This window comes from Thiomonas sp. FB-Cd (assembly GCF_000733775.1).
Lineage (GTDB): Bacteria > Pseudomonadota > Gammaproteobacteria > Burkholderiales > Burkholderiaceae_C > Thiomonas_A.
Genome location: NZ_JPOE01000002.1, coordinates 2,254,474 through 2,275,981, shown reverse-complemented (window position 1 = coordinate 2,275,981; position 21,508 = coordinate 2,254,474). Strand labels below are relative to the sequence as shown.

The 21,508-nt window shown below is 63.0% G+C and carries 17 protein-coding genes and 1 pseudogene; 4 read left to right on the top strand and 14 right to left on the bottom strand.

What is annotated here, in order from left to right; all coding sequences use genetic code 11:
• Positions 1 to 17: 17 nt before the first annotated feature.
• Together CD04_RS0111055 and CD04_RS0111045 are read right to left on the bottom strand one after the other, a co-directional pair.
• Entirely contained in the window at positions 18 to 278 is a 261-nt protein-coding gene (locus tag CD04_RS0111055; RefSeq protein WP_031406747.1) for an SHOCT domain-containing protein, read from the bottom strand.
• Between the two features lie 774 nt (positions 279 to 1,052).
• Entirely contained in the window at positions 1,053 to 2,243 is a 1,191-nt protein-coding gene (locus CD04_RS0111045; protein ID WP_051849116.1) for an NAD(P)/FAD-dependent oxidoreductase, read from the bottom strand.
• A 76-nt stretch (positions 2,244 to 2,319) separates the two neighbouring features.
• Here CD04_RS0111045 and cydD point away from each other — a divergent pair, with 76 nt between their 5' ends.
• Together cydD and cydC are read left to right on the top strand one after the other, a co-directional pair.
• Positions 2,320 to 4,212 carry a thiol reductant ABC exporter subunit CydD gene (gene cydD, locus CD04_RS0111040; protein ID WP_231480542.1) on the top strand — a complete coding sequence of 631 codons (1,893 nt, stop codon included), beginning with the start codon at positions 2,320 to 2,322 and terminating at the stop codon, positions 4,210 to 4,212.
• On the top strand, positions 4,209 to 6,089 hold the full coding sequence (cydC, locus tag CD04_RS0111035) for a thiol reductant ABC exporter subunit CydC (RefSeq protein WP_081857898.1): 1,881 nt from the start codon (positions 4,209 to 4,211) through the stop codon (positions 6,087 to 6,089). The genes cydD and cydC overlap by 4 nt, the downstream gene beginning before the upstream one ends.
• 124 nt (positions 6,090 to 6,213) lie before the next feature.
• Here cydC and CD04_RS0111025 read toward each other — a convergent pair whose 3' ends face one another.
• From CD04_RS0111025 to CD04_RS0111005, 5 genes are all read right to left on the bottom strand, one after another.
• Positions 6,214 to 6,414: a hypothetical protein gene (locus CD04_RS0111025; RefSeq protein WP_031406735.1), complete on the bottom strand. Its 201-nt coding sequence runs from the start codon at positions 6,412 to 6,414 to the stop codon at positions 6,214 to 6,216.
• 14 nt (positions 6,415 to 6,428) lie between these two features.
• A complete protein-coding gene (gene cydB / locus CD04_RS0111020) occupies positions 6,429 to 7,562 on the bottom strand; it encodes a cytochrome d ubiquinol oxidase subunit II (protein ID WP_031406733.1) in 1,134 nt (377 codons plus the stop codon).
• A 3-nt stretch (positions 7,563 to 7,565) separates the two neighbouring features.
• A complete protein-coding gene (locus CD04_RS0111015; RefSeq protein ID WP_031406731.1) occupies positions 7,566 to 9,170 on the bottom strand; it encodes a cytochrome ubiquinol oxidase subunit I in 1,605 nt (534 codons plus the stop codon).
• Positions 9,171 to 9,469: 299 nt separating this feature from the next.
• The gene (locus CD04_RS23190) at positions 9,470 to 9,688 is read right to left on the bottom strand and encodes a DUF3079 domain-containing protein (protein WP_081858006.1); all 219 of its coding nucleotides are present in this window, start codon (positions 9,686 to 9,688) and stop codon (positions 9,470 to 9,472) included.
• Between the two features lie 190 nt (positions 9,689 to 9,878).
• On the bottom strand, positions 9,879 to 10,628 hold the full coding sequence (locus CD04_RS0111005; RefSeq protein WP_197033083.1) for a diguanylate cyclase domain-containing protein: 750 nt from the start codon (positions 10,626 to 10,628) through the stop codon (positions 9,879 to 9,881).
• Between the two features lie 825 nt (positions 10,629 to 11,453).
• Between CD04_RS0111005 and CD04_RS24585 the strand changes: the two genes are divergently transcribed.
• Positions 11,454 to 12,026, top strand: a complete 573-nt coding sequence (locus CD04_RS24585) for a zinc ribbon domain-containing protein (protein WP_231480541.1) — start codon at positions 11,454 to 11,456, stop codon at positions 12,024 to 12,026.
• Between the two features lie 440 nt (positions 12,027 to 12,466).
• Here the strand turns inward: CD04_RS24585 and CD04_RS0110990 are convergent, their stop codons facing one another.
• The 7 genes from CD04_RS0110990 to CD04_RS0110960 form a co-directional block, all read right to left on the bottom strand.
• Positions 12,467 to 12,784 (bottom strand): hypothetical protein, encoded by a 318-nt coding sequence (locus tag CD04_RS0110990; RefSeq protein WP_156030221.1) that lies wholly within the window; start codon positions 12,782 to 12,784, stop codon positions 12,467 to 12,469.
• Between the two features lie 301 nt (positions 12,785 to 13,085).
• The gene (locus CD04_RS0110985) at positions 13,086 to 14,264 is read right to left on the bottom strand and encodes an acetyl-CoA C-acetyltransferase (protein WP_031406721.1); all 1,179 of its coding nucleotides are present in this window, start codon (positions 14,262 to 14,264) and stop codon (positions 13,086 to 13,088) included.
• 345 nt (positions 14,265 to 14,609) lie between these two features.
• Positions 14,610 to 15,719: a mechanosensitive ion channel family protein gene (locus tag CD04_RS0110980; protein ID WP_031406719.1), complete on the bottom strand. Its 1,110-nt coding sequence runs from the start codon at positions 15,717 to 15,719 to the stop codon at positions 14,610 to 14,612.
• Positions 15,720 to 15,731: 12 nt separating this feature from the next.
• Positions 15,732 to 17,291: a sodium/solute symporter gene (locus CD04_RS0110975; RefSeq protein ID WP_031406718.1), complete on the bottom strand. Its 1,560-nt coding sequence runs from the start codon at positions 17,289 to 17,291 to the stop codon at positions 15,732 to 15,734.
• Between the two features lie 9 nt (positions 17,292 to 17,300).
• Positions 17,301 to 18,824: a glucosylglycerol-phosphate synthase gene (gene ggpS, locus CD04_RS0110970; protein WP_038167737.1), complete on the bottom strand. Its 1,524-nt coding sequence runs from the start codon at positions 18,822 to 18,824 to the stop codon at positions 17,301 to 17,303.
• Positions 18,781 to 19,554: an HAD family hydrolase gene (locus tag CD04_RS0110965; RefSeq protein WP_031406713.1), complete on the bottom strand. Its 774-nt coding sequence runs from the start codon at positions 19,552 to 19,554 to the stop codon at positions 18,781 to 18,783. Before CD04_RS0110965 ends, ggpS begins: the two co-directional genes overlap by 44 nt.
• 10 nt (positions 19,555 to 19,564) lie before the next feature.
• Positions 19,565 to 20,749 (bottom strand): NAD(P)H-dependent glycerol-3-phosphate dehydrogenase, encoded by a 1,185-nt coding sequence (locus tag CD04_RS0110960; protein ID WP_081857897.1) that lies wholly within the window; start codon positions 20,747 to 20,749, stop codon positions 19,565 to 19,567.
• A gap of 495 nt (positions 20,750 to 21,244) precedes the next feature.
• On the opposite strand from CD04_RS0110960, the pseudogene CD04_RS0110950 reads away from it, so the two are divergent.
• Positions 21,245 to 21,508, top strand: a pseudogene (locus CD04_RS0110950) (transposase); the annotation flags it as partial.

Sequence of the window (21,508 nt, the reverse complement as noted above, 5' to 3'; positions counted from 1 at the left end):
GAGCGCGGGGAATGTGATCAGGCATCAAGATCGGCACGCTTGCGCTTGTACTCATCGGCGTCGATTTCGCCGCGGGCATAACGCTCGTCCAAAATGTCGCGTGCTCCACGCGTGAGCATCCGACGATCACGGCGATCATCCACGAACTGTCGGAATACGCCGAACAGCAACACAAAGACAACGACGATGATCAGAATCATGAAGATCCAGCCGAAGCCGCCCATCATTCCGTACCCGTAGCCGTAACCGAACCCGCCAGGATGGTTGAACCACATCATGATCGTTCTCCTTTTGAAAAATCCTCGCGGAGCAAGTCTGGCGGACATGTCCCAAAACCGGGATCATTGAATCGCCCACCGCTGTATCACGACCCGGTGCCGCGCATTGCTGAGGATTGACCTCTGATGTTGGAAACTTTAGACCCTCCATGGTGTCTACTGCGTGACTGTGTGATTACATTCACGTCATCCTCGCGCCGCCTTGCGCACAGTTGCCCGACGCCACGATGGTGCCGGGCTCGACGTTCGCCCTTCGAGCCCGGTTTCCTGGCGTCCATCGGGATCCAAACCCCAGATTCACGCTCGAAAAGGGCAGTCATTGGCGCTCGGTGCTTCGAAGATCCCGTCGCAGCACGGCAACTCCATGCGCAACCCCACTTGGGCCCCGGTGCCCTGGTGACAGCCCTTCGCCTGTGTACGCCTGGCGCGTGCTCATGGGGTTGGGACGCACGCTTCCAAGCCGCGGCGAAGCGCCACGTCCAGCTGGTCGCGCATCGCCGCAGGTCCGCCCTCACTCTGGACAGCATCCGCTGCCGCGCCAGAGGTGGGAAAAATTTCAGGCGAAATCACTTGGTTTGGGTCCTGCGGCGCGCAGTTGACCTGGGTTTGCGATGGCGAATTGGACTGCCGCTCGAGCCCGATGACGGTCAAGACTTGGCCAGCCCAGGGTTCGCGCAAAACGGCAATCCCCGAGGAACGGCCGCGGAAGTCGGTTTCGGCGCCCGGCCCGCGACGCGGCGGAGTTGTGCCTCCAGGTCAACCCTGGCAACAGACCTACGCGGAAGCTGTCACGGCTGAGGCCTCAGCGGCGCGCAGATCGCGCAGGTAGTACCACTCGAAAACGCGCTTGGCATGATGAAGCCATCGGCTCGCGAGCATGAAGTTGTGCTGGCGGCTGCGCCATACCAGCACGCCACTGTCGATCGAGTCGACGATGCACACGAGCTCGGGGCGCGGCTCGTGACTGGGCGCGCGTCCGCGCAGCACGTCGGCAATGTTGCGCGCCACGGCGTGCGCTTGCAGGTCCGCCATATGGGCCTGCTTGGGCAGCCAGTCAGGGCCGGGGTAGCTGCCGGCATCACCGACGACATACACGTCGGGCGCGGATGTGCGGCACAACGCATCAGCCTGGAGAAAGCCTCCCGCCGAAAGCTCAAGGCTCGTGTTGGCGAACCAGTCCTGCCCGCGCATGCCAGGAATAAACAGCGTGAGGTCACTGGCAATCGTCTCATTCGCGTCGAGCTGTACGTTTTGGTCATCGAAGCCGGCAAGTTTCTTCCCCAGTACGGTGCGGATGCCTTGGCGCTGCATGCGCGCAAGCAGCATCTTCACCGCCGCTTCCCCCAGGCGCTGCCCCGGCATCGTTGACGCATGGAAAAAGGTGAGCTCGAACTTGTCGCGCACGCCCTGCCGGCGCAGCCAGGTGTCGAGGCCGAACAGCATTTCGAACACAGGCCCACCACGCAGCGCACCCGGCTCCTTGGGATTGGTGGCGAAACTCAGGGCGATGCGCCCGCCACCACCCTTCAGAAGCTCCTGCAGGCGCTCGCGCACCTGCAAGGCGGCGTCGACGCCCTCACACACACCATGGACGCCTTTGGCACCGGGCAAGCTCTTAAGCCATGCGCCGCCCGTGGCAATGACCAAGGCGTCGTAGGGCACATCGCCTGCGGTGGTGCGCAGCAACCGCTCGGCGGAATCGAGGCCAGTGGCCGCAGCCTGGAGGTAGCGCACACGCAGTCGCGAAAGCATGGGCGTGATGCGGTGGCGCAGCTCCGGGCCGCGGCGCAAGCCCGTGGGAATCCAGATCAAACTGGGCAGATATTGGAACTCGTCCTGCGGGGCAACGAGGGTGATCTCGGCGCGTGGCAGCAGCCTGCGCAGCCTGCGTGCGGCGGTGAGTCCGCCGAACCCGGCGCCGGCGATGAGCAGGCGCGGTGCGGGTGGTGATGCCGACGTTGTCATGACTAGTGCCCCGGAATGGATGGATCACGCAGCAGCTGCGCGACGGTGAACATCAGCAGTGAGTCTAGGCATCTGGATGCAACTCACTTTTGACCCGCGTCAAGCATTGGGCATGCGCAAAAATGGGGTACGAAAGCGATTGCCCGAGCTGCGCGCCAGCGGTGGCATGGCTAACATCATGCTCACGCCCTTCATTGGCGCATCGCACTCCATGTCCGCCACTCCTGAAGCTTCCGTTGCCGCAGTCGAGCCTGAAGTCTGGCTCAAGAGCTTCAAGCCGCGGCTCAAGCGCCAACTCAACATTGCGGTGGCACTGGGGCTGGGATCTGGCTTGTTGCTGGTCGGGCAGGCGGCGCTTCTTGCCTGGGTCATCAACGCCGGCGTGATGCGCCATGCGCGGCTTGCCGCGCTGTGGCCATGGCTTGCCGCGCTGCTGCCCATCTTCGTCATGCGTTTTGCCCTGGTGCAGGCATCGGAGCGCGTCGCGTTCAAGGCTGGGGCGCAACTGCGGCAGGATCTGCGCGCAAAGCTTCTAGCCCACGTGCAGCGCCTGGGCCCGGTGTGGATTGCAGGCAAATCGCGTGGTGATTTGCTCAATAGCGTCGTCAACGGGGTGGAGGCGCTGGAAGGCTACTACGCGCGCTATGTGCCGACCATGAGTATCACGGGGCTTGCACCACTGATGATTCTGATCGCCGTCTTGCCGGTTGACTGGATTTCTGGGACTGTGCTGCTGATCACGGGGCCGTTGATCCCGCTGTTCATGTGGCTGATCGGCAAAGGCACCGAGGAGCTCAACCAGCGGCAGTGGCGCAAGCTGGCGTACCTGTCGGGTCGCCTTCTCGACACGCTGCAAGGGTTGACGACGCTGAAGCTGTTTGGTGCCAGCAAGCGCGAGGCTAACGTGGTGGCGGAGATCTCGGACAACTACCGCACCAGCACCATGCAAGTGCTGCGCGTGGCGTTCCTGTCGTCGGTGGTGCTGGAGTTTCTGGCAACCGCGGGCATTGCACTTGTCGCAGTGCTCATCGGCTTTCGGCTGCTGTGGGGAGAGCTGCATTTTTTGCCAGGATTCTTCGTGCTCCTGCTCGCTCCGGAGTTTTACGCGCCGCTGCGCAACATGGGCGCCGTCTACCATTTGCGCATGGACGCGATCGGGGCCTCCGAACGCATCCTGCAGATCCTCGCTGAACCGCTTCCTGCACGCCGCAATGGGCTGGCAAGCCTGCCGCGCGTTGCCCACACGATCCGCTTTGACGAAGTGTTTGTGAGCTATGACGGCAAGCACGAGGCTCTTGCCGGATGCAGCTTTGAAGTCCCCGCGAACAGCGTCACCGCCGTTGTCGGCGCCAGCGGCACGGGCAAGAGCACGGCTCTTAACGTGCTGTTGGGTTTCGTCCGCGCGCAGCGCGGGCGCATCTTGGTGTCGGGTGTGGATCTTGCCGAGGTGAGCGAAGACGCATGGCTTGCGCAGCTCGCCTGGGTTGCGCAGCGCGCGCACGTCTTTGCAGGCAGCGTGGCCGACAACATCCGCTTGGGCAAACCGGATGCATCCCTGGATGCAATTGTGGCTTGCGCCCGCACCGCGCAGGCTGACGCGTTCATTCGTGCGCTCCCCCACGGCTACGACACGATGCTCGGCGAGCGTGGCGCGGGGCTGTCCGGCGGACAGGTTCAGCGCATCGCGCTGGCGCGTGCGTTCCTGAAAGACGCTCCGGTTCTGGTGCTCGACGAGCCCACGGCGCATCTGGATGCGCGCAGTCAACGTGAAGTGATGGACTCATTAGCGGTACTCGCGCGCGGTCGAACCGTGCTCATGCTCACCCACCGGCTGCATACCCTTGCGCTCGCGGACCATGTCGTCGTGCTTGACGCCGGGCGCGTGGTGGATGCGGGGCCGCGCGAGCGACTGGCGCACGCCGGCGGTGCCTTCGCGCGCATGCTGCAGACCGGTGCAGAAGTGGCATGAAGCGCCAAGATGCACCGACACCCGTGCAAGGCGCAGCGGTACGTGCTGCGCATGATGCCACGACCGCACTGCCCGAGCTTGTGCCCGGCGACGACGACGGTGCTCCGAGCGATCCGCGCCAGGCACGCGCCGATCTGGTGCGACTCTGGAGACTGTTCCTGCCCTATTGGCGCTGGATGATGGGGGGAGCAGCAGTGGCGCTTGCCGGACTGCTGGCGAACGTCGGTCTCCTTGCGTTATCGGGCTGGTTTGTCTCGGCGATGGCGATTGCCGGTGCCGCCGGTGCCGCCGGTGCAGTGCTGAATTACTTCACGCCGGCAGCGGTGATTCGCGCCTTTGCGATCACCCGCACCGGTGGGCGCTACGCCGAGCGCCTGTTGACCCATGAGGCGACGTTCCGGCTTCTGGCGCGGTTGCGCGTCTGGTTCTACGTGCGGCTTGAGCCGCTCGCACCAGCCCGATTGCAGCAATTCCGCGCTGCCGATCTCCTCTCACGCATTCAGGCCGACATCGACACGCTCAACCAGGTCTATCTGCGTTTGTTCGTCCCCGTCGTGGTGGGTGCAGCAGCGGTGATTGTCATCATCGCCACAATGGCCTGGTTCAGCGTGGTCGTGGCGGCGTCGACGCTGCTGTTGCTGTTCGCCGCCGGGGTCCTGTTGCCCGCGTGGACGCGCAGGCATGGCCGCCAGCCCGGTGCGCAGGCGCTGCAGTTGCGCGCGGCGATGCGCAGCACGGCCGCCGATGCGCTGGCGGGGAGCGCCGAGCTGCGCGTGTACGCCAGCGAAGCGGCGTGGCACGCACGCGTGCAGCAGCAGTCTGCCGATCTGCTGGCGCGGCAAAGGCGCCTGAGCGATCTGACCGGGCGCTCCAATGGAGCGGTTGGTCTGGCGGCAAATCTGGCATTGTGGCTGGCGGTGATCGGCGTTTTACCCAAAGTCGCGGCAGGCCGCATGGCCCCGGCTGATCTTGCGATGCTGGCGCTTCTTGCCTTGGCCGCATTCGAGGCGGTTGCGCCGCTGCCTGTGGCCTTGCAGTTGCTGGGCGAAATGCTTGCCGCGGCGCGGCGCATTTTCTCCGTCGTCGATGTGACACCGCAGGTCAGCACGCCCGCTGGCCCTTCGCCCCGGCCGCGAGATGCGAGCATCGCGTTCGACGCGGTTTGCATGCGCTACGCTGCGCACCCCCCCTGGGCGCTACATGGGTTGACGTTTGATATCCAAAGCGGCGGCAGACTGGCCATCGTCGGCGCAAGTGGCGCGGGCAAGAGCAGCCTCGTCAATGTGCTTGCACGCTTTTGGGACTATGAAGAGGGCAGCGTGCGCGTGGGCGGGTACGAGCTGCGCTCGTACGCGCCCGATGCTGCGTGCGCCTTGCTCGCCGTCGTGTCGCAAGACGCCTATATCTTCAACGGAACCGTGCTCGACAACCTGCTTTTGGCGAAGCCTGATGCGCAGGAATGCGAGGTCGTCGCCGCGTGCCGGGTGGCGCAGATCCACGACTTCATCATGAGTCTGCCGGAAGGTTATCTCACCCAGTTGGGCGAAGGCGGCATGCGGTTTTCGGGTGGGCAGGCAAGGCGCGTGGCGATTGCGCGCGCCTTGCTGAAAGACGCGCCCGTCCTGCTGCTGGACGAACCGACCGAAGGTCTGGATGTGGCGACGGAACGCGAGCTTTTCGATACCTTGCGCTCGGCGATGCAGGGGCGCACGGTGTTACTCATCACGCACCGCCTTGGCGCGCTGGCCACGCTTGTCGACGAGGTGGGGGTGATGGATTGCGGACGTATCGTGCAGCGGGGAACCCCCGCGGTCCTTGCTGCGCAACCAGGCCCGTTTCGCGATTTGCAGGACGCGCTCACGCGACCCGCTGCCTGAGCCCGCGGCGGTCAGCCCTGGCGGAGAGCTTGGCGCTCTCCCGTTGCGCGATGTGAAGGTCGCCACGCACCGCCAACAAGGCTCCCGCCCGGATCAAAGCGCCCAGCTTGGGGCCGAAGCCGGCCTAATGGGCGCCCTTGCCAGCCTTGGCATCCTCTTCCTGGCTGTCCATCCAGGCGCCGCCGGCCGCCGCAACCAGAACCATCATGCCGGTGCCGACGAGCCAGGCGAAGTACCACGAACCATAGTCACCGATGATCACGCCCAGGACGATGGCGATGACAGCGATCAAAAAATAAAGGATAAAGACGAAGAACGTTTTCATGGTCTTCCCTGTATTCAGTACGCGTGCCCGTCATGCTCGAGTGCTTTGGCGTCCACCGTGCCGCGCATGATCCAGAAGGCCCAGCTCGTGTACCAGAGGATGAGAGGCACGAACACCGCGGTGAATCCCGTGGCCCACTGCAAGGTCGTCTGGCTGGAGATGGAATTCCACAGGGTGAGGCTCTGTGAAGGATTCGCGCTTGAGGGCATCATGAAGGGGAAAAGGCTCACGCCGGCCGTTCCGATGACCCCGATCCACGCCAGCGCACCGAGCCACCAGGCCAGCGTGGGCCTGTTGGCGCGCACGGCCAAAAGACCAAGGATCATGCCCGCATACGCCAGCAGCGGAACCAGCCAAAGGGCAGGGTGCGCGTGAAAATTGGCGTGCCAAGCGCCCAGTTGAAGACTGACGCTTTGCTGCAGGGGGTTTTGCGCCAAGGCCGGAGCCGGGGCCTTGTCGAGCACGTAGCCATTCATCGTGGCAACCCAAAAGCCGCCGATGCTGAACAGCACGAGGGCCACAATCGCTGCGCCGATCGCAGCCTTTTGCGAGCGCCTGGCGACTTCACCGCCCGCACGGCCCATCAGCATGACGCCGCCCATGTAGATCGACATGGAAAGCGACAGCACACCGGCCATCACGGCGAAGGGGTTGAGCAGCGACAGAAAGCTGCCCGTGTAGTAGGAGCGTAGATCCCAGGTGAAGTGGAAGGGCACACCGAGGAACATGTTGCCCATGCCGGCTCCGTAAATGATCATCGGCACGGCGCCACTGACGAAAAGTACCCAGTCCCACACATTGCGCCAGTTCGCCGAGGGCAGCTTGCTGCGGTACTCGAAGCCCAGCGGACGCATGATCATGGTCCACAGCAGCAGCAGCATCACAATGTAAAGGCCGGAAAACGCCGTGGCATAGAGCAGGGGAAAGGCAGCGAAGATGGCGCCGCCTCCCAGGATGAACCAGACCTGGTTGCCATCCCAGTGCGGGCCGATGGCGTTCAGGCACACGCGGCGTTCGGTATCGGTCTTGCCGACGAAGCGCAGCAAGGTGCCCACACCCATGTCCATGCCCACCATGATGGCCAGGCCCATGAGCAAAACGCCAAGAAGAAGCCACCAAAGCACTTTCAGTGCAAGATAGAGTTCCATGATTCAGCCCTCCTTGCGCATCATCGCGCCTGCGGGAACGAAGCCGCCGCGTCCATACGCCGGTTGCGGGGCTGAGCCGCTGGCATCGTTCTCGGGGCCTTTGCGGATGAACTTGACCATCAGATACATCTCGATGGCAATGAAGATCGAATACAGCGTGACAAAGCCAACCAGCGAAAAAACCATGTAGCCCACGCTATGCGTCGATGCGCTCATCCAGGTGGGCAGCAACCCGAATACCGTCCAGGGCTGACGGCCGATCTCGGCGGTCAGCCAGCCCATTTCGCAAGCAACAAACGGCACTGGAATCATCCATGGCGCGATTTTCAGGAACCAGCGCTGCCGCATGATGTCACCGCGGATGGAAAAGATCACCGAGAGGACGAAGAATGCCAGCATCAGAAGCCCCATGCCGACCATGAGACGAAAGGTCCAGAACATGCTGAACACGTCGGGGATGGTGTCCCAGGCGGCTTTCTGAATGTCCGCAGGTGTGGCCTTGCTCACGTCCTGGTCGGGCGCGTAGCGCTTCACCAGGAAGCCGTACCCCAGATCCTTTTGATGCGCATCGAATTGCGCCAAGGCCGGAGCGTTGGTCGGATCCGAACTCAGCACTTTGAGCGCCTCGACCGCGGGAATGCCATCTTCAATGCGCTTGACGTTGCCGGCAACGATCTGGTCGACGCCGGGCACGGTTTGCGTCATGGTGTGCGTCAACAGCGGCGTGAGCACATAGGGAACCTGAATCTCGAACCGATTCGCCTTCTGGCTCTGCGATGGCCAAGCGATGACATTGAAGGGTGCTGGGGCGGGTTCCGTTTGCCACATTGCTTCCATCGCGGCGAGCTTGGATGGCTGTGCCTGCCCGCCGACAAACCCTAAGGCGTCGCCAAGCGTGATCACGCCTGCCGTGGCGAGCACACCGAACAGCGAGGCCATGCGGAATGAACGCTTGGCAAGCTCGACATGACGACCACGGTACATGTACCAGGCGCTGATGCCCACGACGAAAATCGACGCGGTTACGTAACCTGCAATGCTCGTATGGACGAATTTGGCCTGGGCATCATGGCTAAAGATCAGGTCGCCGAAGCTTGCGAGTTCCATGCGCATGGTCACGGGGTTGAACTTCGCTCCTTGCGGATCCTGCATGAAGCTGTTGGCGATGAGAATCCACAGCGCTGACAGGTTCGAGCCGATGGCCACCAAGTACGTGACGATCAGGTGCTGCATCTTGGTCAGACGTTTCCAGCCGAAGACCATGAGGCCAACGAAAGTCGACTCCATGAAGAAGGCCATCAGGCCTTCAATGGCCAGCGGTGCGCCGAAAATATCGCCAACGAAGCCGGAGTAAAAGGACCAGTTCGTGCCGAACTCGAACTCCATGGTGAGCCCAGTGGCCACGCCCAAAGCAAAGTTGATGAGGAAAAGCTTTCCCCAGAAATCCACCATATCCTTGTAGATTGCCTTGCCGGTCGTGACGTACACCGTCTCGGCGGCCGCAAGGAAAAAGCTCAGTCCCAGTGTCAGCGGGACGAACAGGAAGTGATACAGGGCTGTCGCAGCGAACTGCACTCGCGACAACTCCACCACGGTACCGTCAATCATGTTTTACTCCTGCGTTCCCTCGGCCGCGTTGTTGCGGAATAGCCCCTGACGGTATGCCGCCTCGGATCTCCATCATCATGGTTGCCTTGTGCAATGCCACGGCAGTGCAACATAGGCTTATTCTGATGCGTCCTAATTGATGTATCGCAATTTCTGGGGGCATTGCGAGTCACTCGACAGGGACCCGCGCCACAGGCCAACCATAACGCACCGCGTGCTGGCACTGCTGACGCTGCAAAAATGCCGCACGACCGACTGCGCACGGGCGCACATAGGACGCTTGTGCACGACGCCTGCGTTTACGCGCGGGTTGGGGCTTCGACTGCCGCTGAAGGTGGCTCTCGCGCGGCCTCGGCATCCAGTCCGAAATCGGCCCAGTCGTCACCCATGAGCTCAGCCGGATGCTGTGTCCGTTCGGACCCGTTGCCACAGCGCATGGAATCTGCGGCGCAGTAGCGCTCGCAGCCCCAACAAACGCGTTCAGGGTGTGACGGATGGATTGGAAACTTTCGAGTCACGAATTGGGCCTTCCAAGCGCAATAAGACACCTCGTCGCGTAAAGCTGCTTTGATCAGGGGCAAAAAAAACCGAAATCGACGGAAGCACGCTGCGCCACCTGGCGGATTGCCTCCTGTCTGGTATCCGTGGCAAAGAGGAAGCGCAAGTGCTCGGCTTGGCGCGTTTTGAGAGCCGTGATCTCCTCCGCGCTCAAGTGGCCCAGGATGCTGCTGGGGTGGGGCTTGATTCCAGATCGGAGTAAAACGGTTCGACAAATTGCGCGCAAATGGCGTTGAAGTGCCCGGCTGTTTTGCTCAGCAGTGCCCGGGCCTCGTCGCCGTAGGCATCGAACGCCTCCATCGCATCCGGCGGGGGCGCGCTGGTGCTGTTCAGTTGCCACCAGGCAGAACGATCGTGCTTGCGGCGCTTGGCCTGGTACATCGCTATGTCGGCTTGGCGCAGCAGGTCATTGGCTTCGTGCCCGCCCTTGGGGAACAGGGCAAGACCCATGGTCATCCCGATCTCCGCGTGCACACCAGGAGCGGCCTCAAACGCCGTTTCCACTGCCTCATGCAGACGTGACAAGGCGGCCGTAAGCTGTGCGACGGCCTCAAGCGGATCCAGATCCTCGATCACCACGACAAACTCGTCCCCGCCAAGGCTTGCCACCATGTCTGACGCCCGCAATCTGGATCGAAAACGCATGGCCAACGCCTTGAGCAATCGGTCGCCGGCGTCATGACCCCAGGCGTCATTGACAAGTTTGAAGTCATCCAGATCGACGACACCCACCGCGAGCGCGCTGCCCAAGCGGCCAGCGCGTGCGATTGCCTTTGGCAAGTGCTGCTCGAGGGCGAAGTGATTGGGTGACCCCGTCAGTGGATCCGTGCCGGCCTGGATCTGCAGGTCATACTCTCGCTGTCTGCGCTCTGTGATGTCCTTGAACAAATGCCCGCGCATTCCCCTTCCTCGCCCGGCCCGACGCACAGCGTCGCTCAGGCGAAGCCGTCCGGGCAGGAGAGGGTCAAGCGGGCGGTTTGCACTTGTTGTCCCGTCTTTGGCTGGATAAAATGCCAGCATACAATGGCGCAAGGTCCCGCTCAAGCTGTATCCCAATGCCGCGCAGATGGCGCGGCTGGATGCGTGGACGCGGCTGCACTGCGAGTTGTACAACGCGGTGCTCGAGGAGCGCATCGACGCCTGGCACAAGGCCAGGAAGTCCATCTCTTACGACGAGCAGCAGAACCTCCTGCCGCAGATCAAGGCCGCGCGGCCCCAGTTCGTGGAGCTCGGCAGCCACGCCTTGCAGCAGACGCTGCGGCGGCTGGATCTCGCCTTCCAGTCGTTCTTTCGCCGGGTCAAAGCTGGTCAAACGCCCGGATTCCCGCGGTTCAAGGCCGCCAAGCGGTTCGCGGGCTTTGCCTATCCCGACCCGGCTGGCTGGAAGCTCATGCAGCACGGCGGCCGTGGTGCGACGCTGCGCATCGGCAGTGGCGAGGCTGCGATGTCCATTCGGGCGCGCGGCCGGCACCGCTTCGGGGTTGAGGCCAAACCCAACGACATCACGCTCACGCGCAGGAACGGTCAGTGGTTTGTATCGGTGACGCTGCGCGTGCCCGACGCGACTTGTGCGCGCCAGCGCACGGGCGATCAGCGCTGCGGGGTGGATTTCGGCGTCAACGACTGGGCGACGTTCGATGATGGACAGACCATCGATAACCCGCGCTGGCTGCGCGAGGAACTGCCGCGCTGCAGCGGCAGCGCGGCAGGAAGACGAAGGGATCGTTGCGCTTCAAACGGCTCGGGCGTCGCATCGCCCGGCTGCACGATCGCATTGGCAACTTGCGCCGGGACTTCGTGCACAGGGAAACAACCAAGCTGGTGCAGCAATGCGCCGTCCTGGCGACTGAGCAATTGGCTCCGAAGACCATGAGCCGCAGCGCGAAGGGCACGGTGGATGCACCGGGCCGTCGCGTGCGGCAAAAGGCCGGACTCAACCGGGAGATCCTCTCGGCAGGGTTCGGCATGGCGCATCCGATGCTCGCGTACAAAGCGGAAGAAGCTGGTACGCGGCTGCATCTGAGCAACACGCGCCAGCTCAAACCGTCGCAGCGCTGCTCGCCGTGCTGGGAACTCGCTCCCAAGACGTTGGCGCAGCGCATGCATGTCTGCCCGCACTGCGGGCATGTCATGCAACGCGACCAAAACAGCGCGTTGGTGGTGCTCATCGACGCATTCAATACGCAACACACGCCTGGAACGGGCGTGGCGGCGAGACCGAAACCTCTGCCACGGCAACGTGGCAAGTCCAAGTCTGTGACCCGCGAAACCCCCACGACAACCGCGCAAGCGGTTTAGTGGCGGGAGAGTTCATCGCCAACAACAAGGCGGTGACCCAGAGGTCCAGGCGAAAGATCGACCAGACCGCTGGGAGGACGAGCATGCCCATCAAACCGACTCGCACAGCCGGGCTGATGCCTGGGGCGACAAACACGAAGGATCCAATGGCCAGGCCTGCGAGAAAGACACCCCAGACTTCACGGGAATCTTGAGGCGGGTGCGGTGGCAGCTGGCCTTGGCGCCGCAGCCAAAGCAGATGCGACGCAGGAACGAGCATCGCCACGCTGCAGACGTCCGCGATGACCCAGCGAAACAGGGTGAGCGAAAACGCGACGCTGGAAGCGCCCTCGACGAAAATCAGTCCCGTGGCGCCAAACAGGGCGGAGAGCAAGCCGTTGGCCAAACCCATCCACATCAGGAAGTAGGCAACGCCGCGAGGCTCGTACCAGATGCGGTTCTCAGCAACATGGGATCGCTCCATGCCCCAGCGTCCCAGCATGGGGGGCCAGGACGTTGCCCACCGACGCCCAGATCGCACCCAGCGGAGTCCAGCCGAAGAGAAGCACATTGGCTGCATAGGCGCCCACGAATACCCCCGGCATGGCCTTCCAACCCCAAACCAGTGCCGCGAAAGCTGCAAGCGCCGCTGATGGCCAAAGCGGTGAGGCATGGGTCAAGGCAAGTGCCGGCAGGGTGGCCAATGCAACGTATCCCAGGGCGACAAGGACATTGATTGGGATTAGATGCGTGACGAACCGCTGCGTCGATGAGGGCATGGTGGTAAGCGTAGCGCACAGGGTGCAGGCACTTGCTGGACGCGCACGCAGGCGCAACGTTCACGTCTCATGGATCGCCCGCTCCTGCTATCGTCAGTGGAGGCGGCGATCCATCCACCAACGATGAATGGCTCGCCCGGTCCGTCCTCGACATCGGCGTTGATGGCGCGTGGCCGCGCCATCAACGCCAGTCACAATCATGTCAGCCTGAGATGTCCGCCTGAGAAATCCGGCGCGCGCATGAGGAATCCTCGCGTGCTTTTCCGCGAGCGGCGGCCAACGCCTGTCGGTGAGGAGGGCGTCAGAGGCGCTCGATGATGGTCACGTTGGCCATGCCACCACCTTCGCACATGGTCTGAAGACCCCAACGCACTCGACGCTGGTGCAACGCGTGCACGAGCGTAGTCATCAGCTTGGTTCCAGACGCGCCAAGCGGGTGCCCGAGCGCAATGGCACCACCGTTGACGTTGAGTCGGCGTGGATCGGCCCCGAGCGCATGCAGCCATGCCAATGGAATGGGAGCGAACGCCTCGTTGACTTCATAGAGATCGATCTGCTCGATTGCGAGTCCCGCCTTGTTCAGAGCTCGCTGCGTTGCGGGGATCGGTGCTTCAAGCATGATGACCGGATCATGCCCGAGCACGCTCATGTGATGCACGCGTGCCAGGGGTCTGACACCCAGCTTGGCGAGGCCTCGCTCGTTGACCACCATGACCCCGCTGGCGCCGTCGCAGATCTGGCTTGCGGTTGCCGCCGTGCAGACACCACCTTCTGCGATCGGTTTGACTGCGCAGATCGCGTCCAGGGAAGCGTCGAATCGGATGCCTTCATCCACCGTGTGCAGCTCGTCGGGGCTCGTGCCATCCGGCATGCGAACAGCCACTGGCACGATCTCGGCATCGAAGTGCCCGGCCTTTGTCGATTCAGTGGCGCGCTGGTGACTGCGGAGGGCAAACGCATCAAGTGCGGCGCGATCCAACCGGTACTTCTTGGCCATCATCTCGGCGCCAGCAAACTGACTGAACTCCACATGGGGGTAGCGCGCCTGCATCTGCGGACTGACGTAGGAGCCGAAGCCATGCTTCCAGGGCAGCAGCGAGGGCATGCCCATCGGCACGCGTGACATGCTCTCCACGCCCGCTGCGATCACAACGTCCATCGCCTCCGACATCACCGCCTGCGCGGCAAAGTGCAGGGCTTGCTGCGAGGAGCCACATTGCCGGTCGATCGATGTTGCCGGAACGCTCTCGGGAAGCGTGGACGCGAGCACTGCATTGCGGGCGATATTCGCGGACTGCTCTCCGGCCTGGCCGACGCACCCCATGATCACGTCCTCGACGAGCGCCGGGTCGGCACCTGTGCGGTCAATCAGTGCATCCAGAATGCAGGCTGCGAGGTCGGCTGGATGCCAGCCCGACAGGCGTCCGCCGCGTCGCCCTCCAGCGGTGCGTGCAGCGGCAACGATGAATGCTTGGCTCATCAGTTAGCTCCGGGAAAATCTGGCGCTCAGGTGGGGAACGTAAGGCGTGTGCACATCGATGCGGACCCTTGTCGCAATATAAATGAGTCGATGAGGCGGCTCGCCCGAACGCGAGGCGGCCTCCCAGCTGTGGGATGCCGAGTGAAAGCGCCACGCCATCGCAAACCGGCAGCAGATGGGGCTGCGGCCGATCGGCTCCCAGGGTGGAGGCGCGTCGTGGCTCGGCCTTGCAACCCGCCGTGTGGTGCCATCATCTGAACCTGTCCGGACCGCACAGTGGCCTGACGTCCAATCAAGGGGCTATGTGCCTTGCGCTTCGCCGACCTCAGGCGGATGAAGGAGCGTTCAGCCCCCAGAGGGCGATGAGCGGTCAGCGCCATCGTCCCACTGCACACGCCGGCGCGGCAGGTGCTCTGGCCATTCGCGCTGCATATAGTCAATCATGGCTTCACGCACGCGGCAGCGCAGTTCCCAGACCCGCGCCGAATTGGCGGCACTGACCAGAAAGCGCACCTGCAGCGCGGCTTCGTTTGTGTCGGTGACATGCACGATGGCATGACGCCCGTCCCAGTCAGGATCGGCGGCGCAGGTTCGCTTGAGTTCAGTGCGCAGGGGCTCGATCGGCATCGAGTAGTCGACCCATAGGAACACCGTGCCAAGCAGGCTTGCGCTCGTGCGGGTCCAGTTCTCGAACGGGTGCTCGATGAACCATTGCAGTGGAAGAATCAACCGTCGGTCATCCCAGATCCGGAACACCACATAGGTCCCTGTGATCTCTTCCACGCGCCCCCATTCACCCTGCACGATGAGGACATCGTTGATGCGAATGGGCTCAGTCACCGCGATCTGCAGCCCAGCCAAGAGATTGCTGAGCACAGGGCGGGCGGCAAAACCCACGACAACGCCGGCGATGCCAGCCGAGGCGAGAAGGCTGGTGCCAAGTTGACGCACGCCGGGAATGCTCATCAAGGCCAGGGACAGCCCCACCAGCACAATGAGCAGGCTCACGACGCGTGTCAGCACACGGGCACGGGTGAGGGTGCCGCGCGCCTGAAGGTTGGTGTCCAGCAGCTTGGGGTCGTCGGGCAATCCCAGCCCCCCGCGACGCAGCATCACGGCGTCGCCTCCGGCCTGGACGACGCGCATGGCAAGCCAAGACAGCGCAGCAATCAGCACAAGCCGTCGCGCTGTGAAAGCCCAGGCCCAGGCGGCGACCTGCTGGTACAGGAGCAGCATGTCCAGTCTGAGCACAAGCAGCAGCCACACGACGCGCAGCGCGTGGCGGGTGCGTAGAAGGAGCAATTGCCAGACGTTGCCAGGCGGCAGCACAAAAAGGGCCAGGCGCGTGCCCAGCGCGAAGACTGGCAGCGCGAGCACCGTGATCACAATGGCAACGGATTCGGGGTGGTGCATCTGCGCCCACATCCAAGCCGGACTCAAAATGTTGTCGCGCATGGCTTCACCCGGCTACCAGAACATCCATAAGAGGCTGCCGATGCCCGCCAACACAATGGCAGCCAGGACGTACGCGTCTGCAGGCAGGTGTGGCAGATTCACGCGTGAGAGCAACCTTGCCCGAGAACCGGTCGGGTCGGCTCGGTCGTTTGGCCCCAAGGCCGACATCCAGCCGCAAGTCAGGACAACCGTGGCTGCGAACAGCACCCCCCCGACGACGGTGAAGTGGATCGTCATCCACCCGGCTTGCTGGGCGATGAAGAGCGCAGCACTCAGGACGTGACCACTGAGCAAGCCGCGAAGGGCCGCAGTGGGGCCCAATGATGGCAGAGCCAATCCAAGGACAAAGATTGCCACCAGCGGCGACGCAACAAAAGCGAACACCTGTTGCAAGTAGGCCCAGAGGCCCTGGAAATGCGCGATTTGCGGTGCCCACATTGCAGCGACCACAGCGATGATCACGGTGAAAATCCGTCCTGCCCTCGTCATCTGGTCCTGCGTCCAGTGTTGCCTGGTGGGGACCAGAAAGTCGAGCGTGAGCAGCGTGGCGGCGGAATTCAGCGTGGCTGAGCAGGTCGACATCAGCGCGGCAAGCAGCGCAGCAATCATGACGCCAGTGAGGCCCGCCGGGGCGAAGCGAAACACGAGTTCTGGCCAGACCTGGTCTGGGTGGGCCAGGTGCGGCAGCAGCGGGATGGCCATTGCGCCGGGCAGCGTCATGATGAACAGCGGCAGAAGTTTCAGTCCGCCAGCCAGGAGTGCGCCACGTCCTGCGGCTGGCAGGTCACGCGCACCCAGCACGCGCTGGATGATGTATTGGTTCATGGTCCAGTAATAAAGGCCCACGACCGGCAAACCGGTGATCAGGCCCAGCCATGGGACCCCGGGGTCATTCATCGGGCGGATGAGCGTCAGGTGACTGGCTGGGACCTCGGCCTGGACTTTTGACCACGAGTAGTCGTAATGCCCAAACACGACCCAAGCCAGCATTGCCGAGCCAACGAGCAGCACCAGCGCCTGCATGACATCCGTATACACCACGGCGCGCAGGCCACCTGCAGCTGTATACGTTGCGGTGAACAGGGCCATGGCCAACGTGGCGACGGTCAGGCTCAGGCCAGGCGTGAGCGTCGTCACGACCAATGCTCCGGCATAGAGCGTGCCGGCGGTGTCGAGCACGATGGATAGGAACAGCGTGGTGGCTGACAGATACCGACGCATACGAGCATCGAATCGCCGCTGCATCAATTCAGGCAGCGTGGTCACCCGCGAACGGATCAGAACGGGGTAGACCCAGAACACCGAGACCATCAGAACTGCGCTGGCCATCCACTCGTAGTTTGCCGCGGAGATACCGCTTGCGTAGGCTGCGCCCGGTAAACCAATCAGTGTGTCGGAGGAGATGTTGGAGGCGAACAGCGAAAACCCAACGGCCACAGGCCCCAGCGACCGCCCTGCGAGAAACAAATCAGCGGCGGTTGTATGACCGCGCGCGGTCCAAATGCCAATGCCGATGGTCAGCAGCACATAAACGCCGATGGCAGCCACATCCAGAGCATGCAAATGCACCATAAACAGCCGTCAGCCGAGCGTATCGGCGGTGATTGGAGCCTGTGCGACGCGCGGGTCTGTGCGCATTTGCGCGAACAATTCCAGCACATGCCGGGTCCAGTGCGTAATGTCGTAACGACCAACGAGTTCATCCATGCGTTGCATGCGAGCGCGCTGTTCCTCTCGCGGCATGTCCAGTGCGCGGTCGATGGCCGCGTCCATCTGGCTGATGCTGTAGGGATTGACCAGTACGGCGTCGGTCAGCTCAATGGACGCACCGGCAAATTCGGAGAGCACCAGGACGCCGCTTTCGTTCACATGGGCAGCAACAAATTCCTTGGCGACCAGGTTGAGCCCGTCGCGCAGCGGGGTGATCCAGCAGATGTCCGCGGCACGGTAGTAGCTCAGCGCTTCCTCGAAAGGCATCGGTGTGGTCGACAGCAAAATGGGTAGCCATGACAGCGTGCCGAAATGTCCGTTGATGCGCCCCACGAGTTGCTCAATGGCTTGCTGTGCGCGTTTGTAGACCCGCATGCCATCAGCTGCGGCGACGGCCGTGACAAGAAGCTTGATGTGACCGTGCAGCTCCGGGCGGCGCTTGAGCAGCCGTTCGTAGGTGAGCAGCATTTCGCGCGTGCCCTTGGCGTAGTCCACGCGCCCAATGGACACGATGATCGTGTCCTCGCTGATCTGACGCCGGATATCGGCCACGCGCTCCAGGTTCTCCGGCTTCCGGACGGTTTTGCGAATCAGTTCGGCATGGGTGCCGATGGGAAAGGAGTCAATGCGCGTGATGCGACCGCCCACCGTGATGGCCACCGGCGTGACCGGCTCGGCAAGGGCCGTTCCGGTCGCTCGCAATTCGGGATAGACCTTGCGCTCCACCATGGTGTCCACCGTGCGCAGCGCTTGCACCAGCGCGGCGAAATTGCGCGCGTAACGGGGCACGTGAAAGCCGACGAGATCGCAGTCGAGCAAACTGTCCAGAATGTCATCGCGCCAGGGCAGGATATTGAAGATATCGGGTGCTGGAAACGGCGTGTGATGAAAGAACGCAATGCGCAAGTCAGGCCGCATTGCGCGCACGAACCGTGGAACCAGCCACAGGTTGTAGTCGTGCACCCAGACCACGGCACCGAGTGCTGCTTCTTCGCAGGCGGCTTGGGCAAACAGCCGGTTGACTTCCCTGAATGTTGCCCAATCGCAGTTTTCCGTCGAGTACAGGGCTGGGAAACTATTGAGGATCGGCCACAGGGCTTCCTTGGAGGTGACGTAGTAGAACTGGTTGATCTGCTCCCCCGTCAACGGCAGGCGGACCACCTCGTAGCAGCCGTAGCTGTCGCTCACCGTGATTCGGCGCTCAAATTTGGGCGGTTTGCCCGCTGGTGCCTTTTTCCAGGCGATCCAGCTCGCACGATCCACCTGGCCGATGAAACCCTTCAGTGCCGGGACGATGCCATTGGGACTTGCGTTTTCCCTCAGTACAGTCTTGCCCCCTTCGACGTGTTCCTCATAGGGCTGCCTGTGATAGACGATGACCAGCGATGAAGCCATGAAAATCCCCCAGTTGGTGAAAGCGCTTGAGCGCATCGTGCACGCCGGCCGCGCCCGGATGGGGGCTGCGGTAAACGTTGCGTTTGTTTTGAATGGCAGTGTCGAGCGCCGCTTCGCGGTTGCCCACGGCAACCCCGGCAAGGCCCGTATCAAACATCGACAGATCGTTGAGGGTGTCGCCCGCAACCAGTGTGCGATGGGAGGGCAAACCCAGTGCCAGCAATGTGCGCAACAGGGTCGGGCCCTTTTGTACCCCTGCAGGAAGCACATCGAAATACTGGTTGTCCGATAGCAGCGTGTCGAAGCCGAGGGCTCGCATGGCTTTGGCAGCCGCCTTCGCGGGGACGGGATCGTCGAACAAATAGGAGCGCCGCCGCCCGCCCGTCAGCGCCTGGGGACGCAGGCGGGGGTGCCGCTGCATCTCGCGCTCAATGCGCGCCGACGCGTCAATCGGCCATTTGCCATCCAGCCAGGACTCAAGTGCCGGCAGCGGCCCAAATTCCGGGCCACAGGCCACGCTGGTGCCCACGTCGCCGATGCAATGATCGGGCCGCACGGGCAAGGTGTCAGCGAGCTCACGCATGAAGGCTTGCCCGCGGCCGCTGACGAAGATCAGGACGATTTCGCTGCGATGCTGGGCGATCCAGTCCAGGAGTTCGGCACGCTGAGCATCGTTGCCGCCTAGAAATGTGCCGTCGAGGTCTGTCGCCAGGATTGTGGGCTCGCGCATTGCTTCCCCCTTACTGGGCGACGCGCTGCAACCGGCACTGCGCGTTCAGGCGCCGCGCCGTCGGATCGTGGGCGAGGCGGCCGCCGCTCACCGTGAGGGTCGCGTGGCGCGTGGCATGGGACGCGGCTGGATCCAGCTCGTCGTGAAGCAGACGCTGGAGGGCACGCCCGACATGGACGCGTCGCGCCAATACATCGCGCACCGCTCGGGGGACCCGAAGTTGCAACCCGAGACGGCGCTCCAAGACCTGCACCGACTGGCTGCTGAGTGCACCTTCAGTCAGCTCGGACAATTCGTCAGCACTTTCACCCCGCCCCAGTCGCAGCCCGAGGCGCGTGTTGCGGGAGTGGGCTGAGGCGGCCGTGAGGAACAGATCCCCGACGCCGCTGCTGCAGAAAAGCGTATCGCTGCGCCCGCCAAGCGCCAATGTGAGTCGACGCATATCGTCGAGGCCGCGGGTGACGATCGCGGCGCGCGCGTTTTCCCCCATTCCCTGCGCCGTGGCCATGCCGCACGCGATGGCAATCATGTTCTTCAGCGCTCCACCGATTTGCACCCCGATGACATCGTCCGTACGCTCCAACGCAACTCCGGCGCCATGCAGAGCTTGGCATAGCACGTCAGCGAAAGCGTGTGTCCGGAGTGCCACCGGCCGTGGCGCGCTCAGCGCGCGCATGGCCAAGGTCAGCCGGGTTGGCAGGCCGCGCGCAACCTCATCAGCAAAGCTGGGGCCGGCGATGACGCCCGTGAGCGCCTCGTCGCCCAGCTCCTCCTGCAGCACCTGAGTCATCAACGCGCCACTGACGTGCTCAATGCCCTTGCATGCTGCCAGAACCGGCGTGTCCGCAGTCAACCAGGGAGATGCGCAGCGTGCGACGGCACGCGATGCTGTGGAGGGTACGGCAAGAATGACGCCGTCCACATGTTCCACAACACTGGCCATGTCCGTGCCAGCACGCATCCCCGGGGGAAGGCTGATACCCGGAAGATGGCGGGGGTTGTGCCCCGCGGTCTCGATTGCATGCGCCATATCGGCACGACGCGCCCAAACCGTCACACGGCAACCGCCGCGCCGCAATGCGGCAGCCAGGGCTGTTCCCCAGCTTCCCGCGCCCAGTACAGCGAAGGCAGGCGCCGGGCGCCCGTTGGCAACATGGGGGTGAGGTGTCGATGTGTCGGATATCTGACTACTCATGGCATCTCCAAAGTCGTGGGCGGCAGATTGCTGCCCAATGAGGGGATGGCCGGCGCAAGGCGGACCATGGCGACTTGGCAGGACGTGCGCACGTCGAACGTCCACGCCTTAGAGCGCACCCAGGCGAGCGCGCAAACCATCTGGGCGTAGCCCAGGCCAAGGGCAGCGACGAAGCCGCCCGAAGAGATTCACGCCACCGGATGACTCGAGGCGAGATCTCGTTGTTAGAGACTCATTTGGAAAAATGAGATAAAGATATATTCTATAGAACAGATATGGAATTGTTAACCTATAAAAATCGAAAAAACAAAGCAATATATGAATGTTTGACTAAATGCGGACGCAGCTGCCACGCATCCGTCCCTGAGCGGCAAATCGTTGCCCTCCCGGGGCTGCATGGCGAAGAGAAGTGGCTCGGTTTTTCTGAACAGCGGGATAAGTGGATGATCTGGTTTCTTGCTGGGCCGAGAAGGGTCTGGCAGAGGAGCGAAGATGATGAACAACAAACCCACATCGGGTCGACGTCAGCGCCGCGTGCACAGCCCGGAGTTCAAAGCCAAGGTGGCGCTTGCGGCGCTGCGCGATGACAAGACCCTGGCCGAGCTGAGTCAGCAATACGCGTTGCATCCCACCCAGATCACCGAGTGGAGGCGGCAGCTCCTGGAGCACGCTGCCGACGTGTTCGGGCGCAAATCCGAGCAGGCCGTGGATTTGGCGCCACTGCACGAGAAGATCGGGCGGCAGGCGCTGGAGCTGGAT